The organism is Williamsia sterculiae (assembly GCF_900156495.1).
GTDB classification, from domain to species: Bacteria; Actinomycetota; Actinomycetes; order Mycobacteriales; family Mycobacteriaceae; genus Williamsia_B; species Williamsia_B sterculiae.
In genome coordinates, this window is record NZ_FTNT01000015.1 from 1 (window position 1) to 13637 (window position 13637).

Consider the following 13637-nt stretch of genomic DNA (forward strand, 5'->3'; position numbering starts at 1 on the left):
TATTTCGTGGTGGCGCATTTCCATTACGTGTTGTTCGGGACGATCGTGTTCGCCACGTATGCGGGGATTTATTTCTGGTTCCCGAAGATGACGGGGCGCATGTTGGATGAGCGGTTGGGGAAGATTCATTTCTGGTTGACGTTCATCGGGTTCCATGTGACGTTCTTGGTGCAGCACTGGTTGGGTAACGAGGGGATGCCGCGCCGGTATGCCGATTATCTGCCGTCGGATGGGTTCACCACCCTCAACGAGGTGTCGACGGTGGGGGCGTTCATCCTGGGGATCTCGACGTTGCCGTTCTTGTGGAACGTGTTCCGTTCCTACCGGTACGGGGAGGTGGTGACCGTGGACGACCCGTGGGGGTTCTGCAACTCGTTGGAATGGGCGACCAGTTGCCCACCACCACGACACAACTTCACCGAGCTCCCCCGGATCCGGTCGGAACGCCCCGCGTTCGAACTGCACTACCCGCACATGATCGAACGCATCCACGCCGAAGCCCACGTCGGCGGCGGCACCAGCCACGGTGAGCGCACGGAGATGGAGTCGGAGAGCCACGGTGGCGGCGGTCCGCTCGGCGCGGGCGTGCCGGAGGAGTACAAGCGCTGACGCTCCGATGAGCGAACCCACGGCGGCGGCGCCGGACCTCAGGGTGTGAGGGCCAGCGTCGCCGTCTGGTGTAAGCGCTGGTCGTCCGGCTCGACGAGGTGCGCGTGCCAGACCTGTACCGACGCGTCGTCGCCGGAGATGGTCAAGACCATGACCCCGTTGTCGAACCACGGGCCGGCCGCAGCCTGCCATGTCATCGCGGTGTCCGGCACGTGGGCGCGGCGTGAGAGCCTACGCAGCGTGCCGCTGACCCGGCCGCGGACAGCGACCCGATTCACCAGCCGGATCGGCCGTTCCAACGGGTTGCGGAACGGCGACATCGTCAACTGATACAGCGACGTCGCCGGTGCCGGCCGGTCGTCGAGGGAGGCCTCGGCGACATACGAGCAGTGCACGTCCCCGGAGAGCCAGTAGATCCCGGCCGGAGGACGGGGCCTGTCGAGCAACTCGCGTACCAGGTCGACCATGTGCTCGAAGGACCGACCGAAGGCGGCCCAGTGCTCGAGGTCGAGTGCGAGCCGCAACTTCTCCCCGAGCTTGGCCATCAGTCCACCCCATGCCCCCTGTGCAACCGCCTCGTTCCACTGCTCGAGGTGGTGCAGCGCGGGCAGCATCAGGAACGGCAACGACGTCCCGAACACGACGTGCCGGATGTCGCCGTCCAGAGCCTGGTCGCGAACCCACTGCCACTCCCGCTCGTCGACCATCAGTCGATTGGCGGGGTCGAGCTGCCGCGAGCACCGTGAGTCGATCATGATGAGCCGGGTGTCGCCGAGGTCGCGGTGGAAGCTCCACCGCGCCGACGCCGGTTCGTCATCGGCGCGCAGCGCGAAGTCACGCAACAGCTCTTCGCGCTCCGAGCCGGATCCGGCGGTACGCACGGCGGCGTAGAGCGGTTCGGTGGCCAACTCGTCCGGCGAGAGGTTGCCGAGATGTTGATAGACCCAGTACGAGGAGAACGCGCCGATCACACGATCGCGCCACCACGAGGTCGCGGTCACCTCGCGGCGCCAATCGGCCGAGGAATTCCAGTCGTCGCGCAGATCGTGATCGTCGAGGATCATCGCCGACGGGATCGTCGCCATCAGCCAGCGCACCTGTGGTGACCCCCAGGACTCGTGGTAGAGCCAGGTGTACTCCTCGAAGCTGCAGATCTCGTCGAACACATCGTCCGAGTGGGCCTCGACGACGTGCTCTGCCGCGCGGGCTGCGTGCAACTTCTCCAGGACATGGGGTGACGGGTCGTCGGCGTAGACCTGATCGCCGAGCAACAACAGCAACTGCGGCCATTCGTACGAGCGTTGGCCGCGCACCCGGTGCGACAGCCCGACCAGTGCGTCGGCTCCGATCTCCTCCAGCGTCTCCGACTCGTAACCGTCACCGCGACGGCATGATCCGAACGCCATTCGCACCGGGGTCGAGGTGGACAGGGTCGCAATCACCGCGCTGTCGCCTGCCTCCGGCCATACCCGCTGGGTGATCTCGCCGCATCGGAGATCCACCGCGTACGACACCTCGGTGCCAGCGGGCAGGCCTTCGAGGATCAGCATCGCGTAATGGTGGCCGTGGACGTCCCATGTCTGTTCCTCAACGGCGGCGGCGGTGGCGGTGCTGACCACGACCGTCGCCGGCCGCGACGTCTCGAACCACATGGTCGCCCGGTGCTCGTCGACGTACCGCACGATCGGACCGAGGATGAGGGAGGGCGCGACGTCGCTGGGGTCGTTCATCACCAACACTGTTCCAGGCCCGGCTGAGGGTTCGCTGGGCTTCGGGGGTTCCGCAGGTCAGTTCGCGACGAACAAGAACCGACCGTCGCTCCCGGCGTCGTCGAGCACATCGAGGAGCGCACACGCCAGATCGGTGTGGGTGATCGTCGAACCGCTGGGCGCGGCGGTGATCCGATACTCGCCACGAGCTGGTCTGTCGACGAGACGCGGTGGGCGGAGGCAAGTCCATCGCAACGGGCTCGACGAGAGTGTGGCTTCCATCCGGCGCATATCGGTATAGGTCGCTCCGAAGAACAGGCCCAAGCCGCGACCGATCCATCGTTGACCGCGCGACAGCGCTTCCGGCGGTGCCGCCGGGACAGCGGAGATCACCGCGAGACGGAGCGCTGTGTCGGCCTGCATCGCCGACAGGACGTTCCGGATGCCGAGCGAATACACCTGGGTCGGTTGTCGGGCCGTGCCGATGCCGACCGTGACGACCACGGCATCGGCATCGCGGAGAACACCGTCGACCGACCGGGGATCACAGATGTCGAGCGCCTGCGCCTCGACTCCCTCCGGCCAGGGTCGACCGGGTGCGGAACGGGCGGCGGCGGTCACCCGATCACCGCGCCGCCGTGCTTCTGCGACCACTGCACGCCCGGTCGTGCCGGTGGCTCCGATGACGACAATTCTCATGATTGTCACTATAAGTGACAATCACTGATGTTGCTAGTGTCTCCGCCATGGCCACCCCGTATGCGGAGTCGTTGTCGTTTCTGTTGTCGCAGCTCGGCGCCCATGTCGCGCGACGGTTCGCCGACGAGCTGGCCGAGTCCGGTGTGACGGCACGCGGATTCGGGGTGTTGAGCAACGTCGTCGACCTCGGGCCGAGATCGCAACAACAACTCGCCGACGAACTCGGCATACATCGCAACAACATGGTCGGACTGATCGACGAGATGGAACACGACGGACTCGTCCAGCGGGTACGCAACGCGGCTGACCGACGGTCGTTCCTGATCGAGGCGACTCCGTCAGGACGACGGGCGGTGTCCGAGGTCAACACGATCGTGCCGCCGCTCGACGCCGAGATCGCCGACGGACTCGACGAGGACGCGACCGCGGTTCTCACGGCCACACTGCGGGATCTCGCGCGGGCGGCGGGTCTCACCCCCGGCGTTCATCCGCATCTCGGCGGACACCGGTGAGCTCCGTCCCCACCCCCGCGGTGATCGCCCTGTCACCCGGGGATCTGTGCGGGGTCCATCCACACCACCTCCCATGCGTGACCGTCCAGGTCACGGAAGCTGCGCCCGTACATGAACCCGAGGTCCTGCGGTTCACCCCACGGTGATGCGCCGGCCGCGAGGGCGGCGTCGACGAGGTCGTCGACGCCGTCGCGGGTGTCGGCGGACAGTGCGAACAGGGCTTCGCGGGCCACCGTGGTGTCCACGATGTCGCCTTCTGCGACGAACGAACGGAACCGCTCGGTCTGCAGCATCATCACGATCGCCTGGTCGCTGATCACCACCGATGCGGTGTTCTCGTCGGAGAAGGTGTCGTTGATCGCGAAGCCGAGAGTGGTGAAGAACTCGCGGGTTGCGGTGATGTCGGCGACGGGGAGGTTGACGAACAGCATGCGGGACATGGGGTGCTCCGTGGGTCGGTGAGGATGTGTCACGGGTACCGACCGGCGCCGCCCCGAGAACTCATCGCCGTCGTCGCCCGAGCGACGGTCAGCCCTCCACCAACGATCGCCCGATCACCAGCCGCTGGATCTGGTTGGTGCCTTCGAAGATCTGGGTGATCTTGGCCTCCCGCATATAGCGCTCCACCCGGAACTCGCGTGAGTACCCGTACCCCCCGAGCACCTGGACCGCGTCGGTGGTCACCTTCATCGCCGCGTCGGTGGCGATCAGCTTGGCCGTCGAGGCGGCGCGGGAGTAGTCGCGCCCCAGGTCGCGCCTGCGCGCGGCGTCGAGGTAGGTGGCGCGCGCGGAGGTGACCGCCGCGGCCATGTCGGCCAGCAGGAAGCTCAGACCCTGGTGGTCGATGATCTTGCGCCCGAATGCGGTTCGCTCGTTGGCGTAGGCGACGGCGTCGCGCAGCGCGCCCTGCGCCAACCCGACGGCGACCGCGGCTATACCGAGACGGCCGGAATCCAGTGCGCTGAAAGCGATCTTCAGGCCGTCGCCCTCGGCACCGATCAACCGGTCCTCGGGGATGAACGCGCCGTCGTAGTCCGCCGTGGTGGTGGGAATGGCGTGTAAACCCATCTTCTCCTCGGGCTTGCCGAAGGTCAGTCCCTCGGTGTCGCGGGACACCAGGAAGCAACTCACCCCGCGGTTGCCCTCGCCGGTGCGGGCGAACAGGTTGTACACGTCGGCCACCCCACCGTGGGTGATCCAGGCCTTGCTGCCGGTGATGCGATAACCACTCTCGACCTTCTCCGCGCGGCACCGCAACGCCGCAGCATCCGACCCGGCGTGTGGCTCGGACAGGCTGTAGGCGCCGATGAGCTCACCGGACAGCAGCTTCGGCAACCACTCCGCCTGCTGTTCGTCTGTGCCGTAGGTGGCCGTCGGGAAGCACGCCAGTCCGTGCACGCTCACCGCGACCGCGACGGCGGCCCACCGCGCGGCCAACTCCTCGAGTACCTGCAGGTACACCTCGTAGGGCTGACCGCCGCCGCCCTCGGATTCCGGATACGGCAGCCCGAGGAGGCCGGCCTCACCCAGTGTCGCGAAGATGCCCTCCGGGTACGTCTCGGCCTTCTCGTGCGCGTCGGCGATGGGCGCGAGCTTCTTGTCCGCGATGTCGCGGGTCAATGCGATCAGCGCTTCGGCCTCGTCGGTGGGCAACAGGCGGTCGACAGTCGTGGCATCTGCGGTCATCGTCATCCCTCGGGTCGGTGTGTCCGGCACTGTACCGATCACTCGGTCTGTGGTCCTGGCCCACTCCGCATGCGGGCGTTGGCGATGCCTGCACCGACTTCAGGGCTGGGCATGGCGTCATGCGCATGGGACCATCTGTGTCGTGACCACATCGGCGACCCGGGACCACCGGCTGCGTGACCTCGCGCGACTGCGTCGGGTCAGGGATCGGATGGACAGGGAGTTCGCGCACCCTCTCGACGTGGAGGCCCTCGCCCGCGGCGAGCACATGTCGGCAGGCCATCTGAGCAGGCAGTTCCGCGCCGCATACGGTGAGTCGCCCTACAGCTATCTGATGACGCGGCGCATCGAACGGGCGATGGCGCTGCTGCGTGTCGGCGAGCAGAGCGTCACAGAGGTCTGCTTCGCCGTGGGTTGTTCGTCGCTCGGGACGTTCAGCTCCCGGTTCACCGAGTTGGTCGGGATGTCACCGAGTGACTACCGCGCCGCCGAGCAGCGGTCGGACGTCGGGACCACGAGCGGCATCCCGGCATGCGTGGCCAAACAGGTCACCCGACCGGTCAGGAATCGAGAAGCGGCGACGGGTGCGACGGTTCTAGCGTGAGCGTCATGAACATCGACATCCATTCCAGTTTTCTCCCGCACACCGACCGCGACGCCTCGCTCGCGTTCTACCGCGACCTCCTCGGCTTCGAGGTGCGTCAGGAGGTCGGATACAACGGTCTCTTCTGGCTCACCATCGGCCCCGCCGACCAACCCGACACCGGTGTGGTCCTGTACCCGCCGGCCGCGGATCCGGGCATCACCGAGGCCGAACAGCAGACCATCGCCGAGATGATGGCGAAGGGCACCTTCGCGCGGATCCTGTTGGCGACGCCTGATCTCGACGGTGTCTTCGAGACGCTGCAGGCCGGCGCCGCCGAGATCGTGCAGGAACCGACCGAACAGCCCTATGGCGTCCGCGACTTCGCGGTCCGCGATCCCGCGGGCAACCTGATTCGGATCCAGGAACGGAGCTGACCAGATGGCCACAGTCGGGACCTCACGAGCAGGGGGGTCGAAACCACGGGCAGGGTCGAAACCGCGTGCCGGCCGGTCGAAGTCCACAGCTGCGGGCGCGACGACCGACCACGTCGCCGACAGCCACGACCTGATCCGGGTGCGTGGCGCTCGCGAGAACAACCTGCGCGACGTCGACGTGGTCATCCCCAAACGCCGACTGACCGTGTTCACCGGGGTCTCCGGGTCGGGTAAGAGCTCACTGGTCTTCAACACCATCGCCGCCGAATCGCAGCGGATGATCAACGAGACCTATAGTGCGTTCGTGCAGGGGTTCATGCCCACGCTCGCACGACCCGACGTCGACCTCCTCGACGGGCTCACCACGGCGATCATCGTCGACCAGCAACGGATGGGTGCCGATCCGCGTTCGACCGTGGGCACCGCCACCGACGCGAACGCCATGTTGCGCATCCTGTTCAGCAGGCTCGGCACCCCGCACATCGGTTCGCCGCAGGCGTTCTCGTTCAACGTCGCGTCCATCTCCGGTGCGGGCGCTGTGACCATGGACAAGGGCGGGCGGCAGACCAAGGAGAGGCGGACCTTCAGCATCGTGGGCGGCATGTGTCCGCGTTGCGAGGGTCGCGGGTCGGTCAGCGACATCGACCTGACCGCCGTCTACGACGAGACCAAGTCGCTCAACGATGGCGCGATCACCATCCCCGGTTACAGCATGGACGGGTGGTACGGCCGGATCTTCCGCGGTTGCGGTTATTTCGACCCCGACAAGCCGACCGGCACGTTCACCAAGCGCGAACGCAATGATCTGCTGTACCGGGAGCCGACCAAGATCAAGGTCGACGGGATCAACCTCACCTATGAGGGCCTCATCCCCAAGATGCAGAAGTCGTTCCTGGCCAAGGACGTCGACGCGCTGCAACCGCACATCCGGGCTTTCGTGGAGCGGGCGGTCACCTTCGCCACCTGTCCCGACTGTGCGGGTACCCGGCTCAGCGAGGGCGCCCGGTCGTCGACGATCGAGGGCATCAACATCGCCGACGCCTGTGCCATGCAGATCGATGAACTGGCCGACTGGGTACGGGGTCTCGACGAGCCGTCGGTGGCACCGCTGCTCGAGGCCCTCGGTGACAGCCTCGACTCCTTCGTCGAGATCGGTCTGGGCTACCTCAGCCTCGACCGACCGGCGGGCACCCTGTCCGGAGGCGAGGCCCAGCGCACCAAGATGATCCGGCATCTGGGTTCCTCGCTGACCGACGTCACCTACGTGTTCGACGAACCGACCACCGGACTGCACCCACACGACATCGAGAACATGAACGGTCTGCTGCTGCGGCTGCGCGACAAGGGCAACACCGTGCTGGTGGTGGAACACAAGCCGGAGACCATCGCCATTGCCGACCACGTGGTGGACCTCGGACCCGGTGCCGGAACGGACGGCGGCACCGTCTGTTTCGAGGGGACGGTGGACGGCCTGCGGGGTAGCGACACCGTCACCGGTCGACATCTCGACGACCGCGCCACCCTGAAAGACGAGGTGCGCAAGTCCACCGGGACCCTGGAGATCCGCGGGGCCGATGACCACAACCTGCGCGACGTGGACGTCGACCTGCCCCTCGGGGTGCTGCTCGTCGTCACGGGTGTCGCGGGCTCGGGGAAGAGTTCGTTGATCCACGGTTCGCTGGCCGGCGACGACGACGTGGTGATGGTCGACCAGAGCCCGATTCGCGGATCCCGGCGCAGCAACCCGGCCACCTACACCGGTCTCCTCGACCCCATCCGTAAGGCCTTCGCCAAGGAGAACGGCGTGAAACCGGCTTTGTTCAGTGCGAATTCGGAAGGTGCGTGCCCAGCCTGCAACGGCGCCGGCGTCATCTACAGCGACTTGGCGATGATGGCAGGGGTGGCCACCACCTGTGAGGAGTGCGAGGGCAAGCGGTTCCAGGCGTCGGTGCTGGAATGCCACCTGGGCGACAAGGACATCAGTGAGGTGCTGGGGATGTCGGTGGCGCAGGCCCGCGACTTCTTCGCCGACGGGCCTGCGGCGACGCCTGCCGCCGAGAAGATCCTGGACCGACTCGCCGACGTGGGGTTGGGATACCTGACCCTCGGTCAACCGCTGACCACGTTGTCGGGCGGGGAGCGGCAGCGGCTCAAGCTGGCCACCAACATGGCGGGCAAGGGCGGGGTGTACGTCCTCGACGAGCCGACCACCGGATTGCATCTGGCCGACGTGGACCAGCTGCTGGGGCTGCTCGACCGCCTCGTCGACGCGGGCAAGTCGGTGATCGTGATCGAACACCACCAGGCGGTCATGGCCCACGCCGACTGGATCGTCGACCTCGGGCCGGGCGCTGGTCACGACGGTGGGCAGGTGGTCTTCGAGGGGACTCCCGCCGATCTCGTCGCCGACCGGTCCACGCTGACCGGTGAGCATCTCGCCGCCTACGTGAGCTGACGCGGCCCCGCGACGTCGGGGTCAGTCGGCGGCAGAGACCTGGATCAGCGAGGCAGCCACGGCCGCCGCGGCGGCGATCGCGATGACCACCCCGGCCACCGCGAAGGCCACCACATACGACGAGCCGATCACCGGCGCCACGACCAGCGGGCCGAGCACCTGACCGACGCCGTACACCGCGGTGAGCCGGGACGCCGAGCGCCCGACGCCCAAGCCCGCGCCGGCGGCCAGTGTGAGCACGGTGATCCCGATGAAGGTACCGCCGAAGGTCACGGCCGCGACGATCGCACCCGCCGAGGACGAGGTGACCGCGGGTAGGACCGCCCCGATCGCCTGGACGACCAACGCCACCCACAGCGCCCGCCGAGTGCCCAGTCGGGCGCCGATTGCGTGCCACAGCACCGCGCCCGGTGCACACGAGACGCCGACGATGACCCAGACCACGGGACCCAGCGTGGAGTTCCCCTGGCCCGCCACGGCCACCACGAGGAACGTCCCGACGATGATGTAGCCGAGTCCCTCGCAGAAGTAGGAGACGAGAAGTAGTCGCCAGGCGCCGGTGGTGCCCGCGGCACGATGATGCGCCTGCACCCCGGTCGCCTCCGCGGGGATCCGTTGCCACAGCAACGGTCCGATCAAGACCGCGGTCAGCAACGCCGAACCGATCCACAGTTGCTGCCACGACAACAGATGACCGAGTGCCAGCACGTACAGTCCGGACACCGCGATGCCGGTGCCCACACCACTGAAGGCCAGGCCGGGTGAAGCACCGCGGGCCCGGTGTGCGGCCAGGACGCTGGCGCATCCGACGAACAGCACACCGCTGGCGAAGCCGGCGACGCCGCGCAGCAGCGACATCGACACCACGTCCAGTCCGTGGCCCGAACGCCCCGTCAACGCTATCGCCAGTTCGGAGACCACCAGCAGCACCGCCCACACCCGGAATCCGCGCGTCGAGTTCAACGAGGGACGCGCCGCGAGCAACAGCGCGCCGAGCAGGTATCCGACGTAGTTCGCGGTCGCGACCAGTGCGCCGTCCTGGGCGCCCAACGCCCCGTGCATGAGAGGAAGCAACGGTGTGAAGACGAACCGGCCGATGCCCATGGCCGCAGCCAGTCCACCGGCCACCGACCAGGTCATCACGGCCGGACGTTCCCGGGTGGGCGGTTGAGCGACGGTGTTCACGCCTCGACGCTAAACCCCGTCGGCCGCGGCGTTTCCGCCCGCCTCGCCGTTGTTCCGTGGGTCACAGTCGGCGCTGGTCGGTGTACGCGTCAGTGTTCGACGCGTGCCACGAACGCGGCGAGGTTGGTGCGCACCCGGTCGACCTTGGCATCGACGTCGAGGTCCTCGCGGTACTGTCTGCCCAGCGACGGCGACTTCTTGTTCCGCGCGTACAGCGAGCACGCGAGGTCGCTGCAGATGTACGTGCCCACCGAATTGCCTTGTCTCCCCGCGGCCCCGGCTTTGCGGGCGTTCATCAGCGACACCCCGCCGGACGGGTGGGTGGTCAGGCAGATCTTGCACATCTGTGCCTGTCGCGAGCCACCGGACGCGGGTCGTAGCGCCACGCCGACCAACCGGCCGTCGTGACGGGTGACCAGATAACAGCGACTCGGCGACGCCGGATCGCTCCAGCCGATGAAGTCGAGGTGCTCCCAGTCGGGGGTGTCGAGGTCAGGCAGGCCGATCCGTGTGGTCTCGCCCTTGGAGCAGTTGACGAAGCTGTCGCGGATCTCGGATGCGGTCAGGGGGTCCATGGTCATTCTCCGGTGGTGGGGGTCACGGCGGTGTCGTCGTGCCTCGGTTCGGTGGGGCTGGATTCGCGACGACCCCAGCCGTGGAAGGTCATGTGGAGGGCTTCGAGGATGCGATGCCAGCTCGTGTCGGTATCGGGCGACGAATGGTCGAAACCACCGGCGATCTCCAGTTCGACGAATCCGCGCACCGTGCTGCCGATCAGTCGGACCGCGTGGGTCTCGTCGGGTTCGTCGAGGAGGTAGCCACGCAGGATCGAGCGGATCGCCTCGGCGTTGCGTCGACCCGCCGCGAGGTGGTCGTCTGTCGGATCGAGCCGATAGCTCGCCGCGGTGAACCGACCAGGGTGCCTGAGCGCGTAGTCCCGGTAGGCGGACGCGAATGCGACCAACGCCTCGTGCCGCGAGCGGCCCGCGATCGCGGCCGTCGCACCGTCGGCCATCTCGCCGAGGGCGAGTACGGCGATCCGCGTCCGCAGATCGTGCGAGTTGGCGACATGCGAGTACAAGCTGGCCACGCTCACGTCGAAGTGGCGCGCCAGCACGCTGAGCGTCACCTGGCCGAACCCCAGCGTGTCGGCGAGTTCCGCACCCGTGAGCGCCAGACGCGCCGCGGTGAGACCTGCGCGAGGCATGACTGATCCTTCGTCCTCTAGGTTATTACCTAAAGGGTATAGGAAGTGTCAGCTGGGTGTCGACCCGTTCGCCGCGTCCTCGGTGAGGATGTTGGACATGAACGTGAACAGCTCGCGGTCGGTGATGGCCCGCCACTGCGGCGCCAACAGCTTCATGTACTTCTCCACATAGAGCAGTTGCTTGCCCACCAGCACAAGCTCGCGGGGGAGACGGGCGTCGTACGCCTTGGCCAGGGTCGCCAGCTGTCTGCCCAGCTGCGTGTAGGACATGCCGGCCAGATCTTTCCCCGCGAGCGGTGCCGTGAAACGGCGGATGTCCTTTGCGCCCTCTCGCGTGGTACCCGGCTTACGGACGGCACCCAGCGCGAACATCGCCCGGCTCGCCGACTCGTAGTCGTTGCGGACCAACAGATCGCCGACCAGCTGGCGCAGGATGCGGCGGGTGCGCGGATCGAACCGTCCGACGATCCCGAAGTCGAGGAGCACCAGGCGACCCTGGTCGTCCACCAGCACGTTGCCCGCGTGCAGGTCGCCGTGGAACAGCCCGCCGTGAAAAGCGGATTCCAGGAACGACAACAGCAGGGTTCGGACGATGGCCGTGCCGTCGTGGCCTGCGGTGCGGACCGCACGGGCGTCATCGATGCGCACCGCGTCGACGCGTTCCATCGTCAACACCTCGTCGGTGGTGAATTCGTGATGAACCGTCGGGACCCGGACCCGCTCGGCGAAGGGGGTGTCCGCGAGTCCGGCGACGAACTCCTCCATCGCCTGCGCCTCGTTCCGGAAGTCGAGCTCGGCGTTCAGTCCGGTGGCGAAGTCGTCGACGACGTCCTTTGCACTGAGCATGCGGCCGTACGGTGAGAGCTCGACCAGCTCGGCCAGGCGTTCCAGAATCTGTACGTCTGCGGACAGCCGTGCGGCGATACCCGGCCGTTGCACCTTCACCACCACGTGTTCACCGCTGTGCAGGGTCGCGGTGTGCACCTGGGCGATGGATGCCGATGCGATCGGCTGCGAGTCGAACTCGGCGAACACCGCAGCCGGGCGGGCGCCGAAGGCCTCGGTGAGCACGGCGTCGATGACCTCGGGTGGCGCCGGTGCGACCCGATCCAGCAGCGTCTCGAATTCCCGCGACAGCGCTGGGGTGAACACTCCCGGGCTGGACGCGATGAGTTGGCCGAGCTTGACGTAGGTGGGCCCGAGGCGCTCGAACACGTTGCGGATCTCGCGGGCGGCACGCTGTGAAATCGGCAGCGGGGAGCGGAACCCCAGGGCGAACTCGGCGCCACCGCGGGCCAACTGCAAGGCGGTGACCCCGACGCGATACGCCTCGGCGACGGGCGACACAGTCGGCAACCGGGCCCATCGCCCATGGCTGCCGTCGACGAATTCGGTGAGGTCGGCGTCCGTATCGCTCGCCGTGCTGATCGCCGTGGTCGGGGCCTGGTCTTCTGACGCACGCTGGTTCTCTGACAACTGCTGGTTCTCTGACACTGCTCGTCTCCGGTGTGGACTCGGCATCGCGGGCGACCCGTCGGTGAAGCCGTCGATGCCGGTGCCGTTCGGCCGGGCGAGCGCGATGGACCCGGCTGATGTGATGCGACACACACGATCTTGAATGGCGCCTTTGGCGATGCTGCCGACAAGACGCGGGGTCCGTCAACGTACGTCCGCATTGTGTGACGCAATCGTGTGCTGCGATGAGATCTCGCGTCAACCGAACGTGTGTCGTCCCCGCCAACCGTCCGACCGCAGGCTTACCCTGGACCAACGCCTTTCGGCGAGGGAATCAGGGAGCTTGCGGTGAACGGTGGATTCGGCACGCCCGGCGACGGCTGCTGGTCGACGCTCATCTGCGGCGACGCGGACCGCGAGGCCCTGCGGAGTGCGACAGGTGCCGGCTGGGTGCTGGGCTGCCGACTGCAGGGCGGTCACAGCGGGCGGCACCACAGTGACGCCGAGGCGATCGCGAGGTTCGATCGTCATCGTTGGCTGAGCTGGGACGACGCTGGCGCCGCGACCGCATTGGAGGCAAAGGACCCGTGTCCGGGTTCCGGTCCGGACGCTTCGCGATGTGCCCTCTTCGCGGGCCATCCCGGCGCCCACTTCCTGGTCGCGGTCACCGCGTCGACTGGTCTGCGGTCCGCCGATCGCACCAAGCCGTCGGCTCATGGGCCGGCCTCGTCGGAGTTCGCGGCGTTGCCGCGTACACCGCAGGTGCGTACTCCCGGCGGTCCCACCCCTGCACCTCCTGCACCGACCGGTGCCCCCGGCAACGGCACGGGCCCGTACCGGCTGTCGTCACCCCGCACGACCATTGCCGAGACCCTGCCCGACGGTCTCGGGGCGGTGGGGAACCGAACCAACGGGACCCGCTCTCACGGCATGGTCGAGACGGTTGCCGCCGACGGGCCGCATCGGCACGGTCGAGCGGAGGAGTCCGGCGACGAGGTCACCAGCGTCGCCGAGGTCGCCGCGGCGTTGGAGGCCGTGGCCGGAACCGTGAGCTCGTTGGCCGCGGCGCTGCGCCGACTCACCACCTGAGGCCGACTCAC

14 protein-coding genes are annotated in these 13637 nt (G+C 67.5%); 6 read left to right on the forward strand and 8 right to left on the reverse strand.

Going from position 1 to position 13637, the window contains the following annotated elements; translation table 11 throughout:
• On the forward strand, positions 1 to 609 hold a 609-nt coding region (locus tag BW971_RS19400), incomplete at its 5' end, for a cytochrome c oxidase subunit I (RefSeq protein ID WP_200799482.1).
• Positions 610 to 647: 38 nt separating this feature from the next.
• On the opposite strand, the gene BW971_RS19405 is transcribed toward BW971_RS19400, so the two are convergent.
• Complete coding sequence (locus tag BW971_RS19405) at positions 648 to 2339, reverse strand: DUF7800 domain-containing protein (RefSeq protein ID WP_076482801.1); 1692 nt, start codon at positions 2337 to 2339, stop codon at positions 648 to 650.
• 57 nt (positions 2340 to 2396) lie between these two features.
• The gene (locus BW971_RS19410) at positions 2397 to 3017 is read right to left on the reverse strand and encodes an NAD(P)-dependent oxidoreductase (RefSeq protein ID WP_076482737.1); all 621 of its coding nucleotides are present in this window, start codon (positions 3015 to 3017) and stop codon (positions 2397 to 2399) included.
• A gap of 47 nt (positions 3018 to 3064) precedes the next feature.
• Between BW971_RS19410 and BW971_RS19415 the strand changes: the two genes are divergently transcribed.
• Positions 3065 to 3529 (forward strand): MarR family winged helix-turn-helix transcriptional regulator, encoded by a 465-nt coding sequence (locus BW971_RS19415; RefSeq protein WP_076482738.1) that lies wholly within the window; start codon positions 3065 to 3067, stop codon positions 3527 to 3529.
• 32 nt (positions 3530 to 3561) lie between these two features.
• Here the strand turns inward: BW971_RS19415 and BW971_RS19420 are convergent, their stop codons facing one another.
• A complete protein-coding gene (locus tag BW971_RS19420; RefSeq protein ID WP_076482739.1) occupies positions 3562 to 3969 on the reverse strand; it encodes a VOC family protein in 408 nt (135 codons plus the stop codon).
• 88 nt (positions 3970 to 4057) lie between these two features.
• Complete coding sequence (locus BW971_RS19425; protein WP_076482802.1) at positions 4058 to 5215, reverse strand: acyl-CoA dehydrogenase family protein; 1158 nt, start codon at positions 5213 to 5215, stop codon at positions 4058 to 4060.
• Positions 5216 to 5357: 142 nt separating this feature from the next.
• Here BW971_RS19425 and BW971_RS19430 point away from each other — a divergent pair, with 142 nt between their 5' ends.
• The 3 genes from BW971_RS19430 to BW971_RS19440 are packed head-to-tail and all read left to right on the forward strand — an operon-like array spanning position 5358 to position 8690.
• A complete protein-coding gene (locus BW971_RS19430; RefSeq protein WP_076482740.1) occupies positions 5358 to 5819 on the forward strand; it encodes a helix-turn-helix transcriptional regulator in 462 nt (153 codons plus the stop codon).
• 5 nt (positions 5820 to 5824) lie between these two features.
• Positions 5825 to 6235 carry a VOC family protein gene (locus BW971_RS19435; protein ID WP_200799483.1) on the forward strand — a complete coding sequence of 137 codons (411 nt, stop codon included), beginning with the start codon at positions 5825 to 5827 and terminating at the stop codon, positions 6233 to 6235.
• A 4-nt stretch (positions 6236 to 6239) separates the two neighbouring features.
• A complete protein-coding gene (locus BW971_RS19440) occupies positions 6240 to 8690 on the forward strand; it encodes an ATP-binding cassette domain-containing protein (RefSeq protein ID WP_083710438.1) in 2451 nt (816 codons plus the stop codon).
• A gap of 21 nt (positions 8691 to 8711) precedes the next feature.
• Here the strand turns inward: BW971_RS19440 and BW971_RS19445 are convergent, their stop codons facing one another.
• The 4 genes from BW971_RS19445 to BW971_RS19460 all read right to left on the reverse strand — a co-directional run bounded on the left by BW971_RS19445 (position 8712) and on the right by BW971_RS19460 (position 12438).
• A complete protein-coding gene (locus BW971_RS19445) occupies positions 8712 to 9875 on the reverse strand; it encodes a YbfB/YjiJ family MFS transporter (protein ID WP_234974507.1) in 1164 nt (387 codons plus the stop codon).
• Between the two features lie 89 nt (positions 9876 to 9964).
• Entirely contained in the window at positions 9965 to 10450 is a 486-nt protein-coding gene (locus tag BW971_RS19450) for an FBP domain-containing protein (RefSeq protein ID WP_076482742.1), read from the reverse strand.
• A 2-nt stretch (positions 10451 to 10452) separates the two neighbouring features.
• Positions 10453 to 11082 carry a TetR-like C-terminal domain-containing protein gene (locus BW971_RS19455; RefSeq protein ID WP_076482743.1) on the reverse strand — a complete coding sequence of 210 codons (630 nt, stop codon included), beginning with the start codon at positions 11080 to 11082 and terminating at the stop codon, positions 10453 to 10455.
• 48 nt (positions 11083 to 11130) lie between these two features.
• The gene (locus BW971_RS19460) at positions 11131 to 12438 is read right to left on the reverse strand and encodes an ABC1 kinase family protein (protein WP_234974515.1); all 1308 of its coding nucleotides are present in this window, start codon (positions 12436 to 12438) and stop codon (positions 11131 to 11133) included.
• 447 nt (positions 12439 to 12885) lie between these two features.
• Between BW971_RS19460 and BW971_RS19465 the strand changes: the two genes are divergently transcribed.
• Complete coding sequence (locus BW971_RS19465; RefSeq protein ID WP_076482744.1) at positions 12886 to 13626, forward strand: hypothetical protein; 741 nt, start codon at positions 12886 to 12888, stop codon at positions 13624 to 13626.
• Positions 13627 to 13637: the final 11 nt, after the last annotated feature.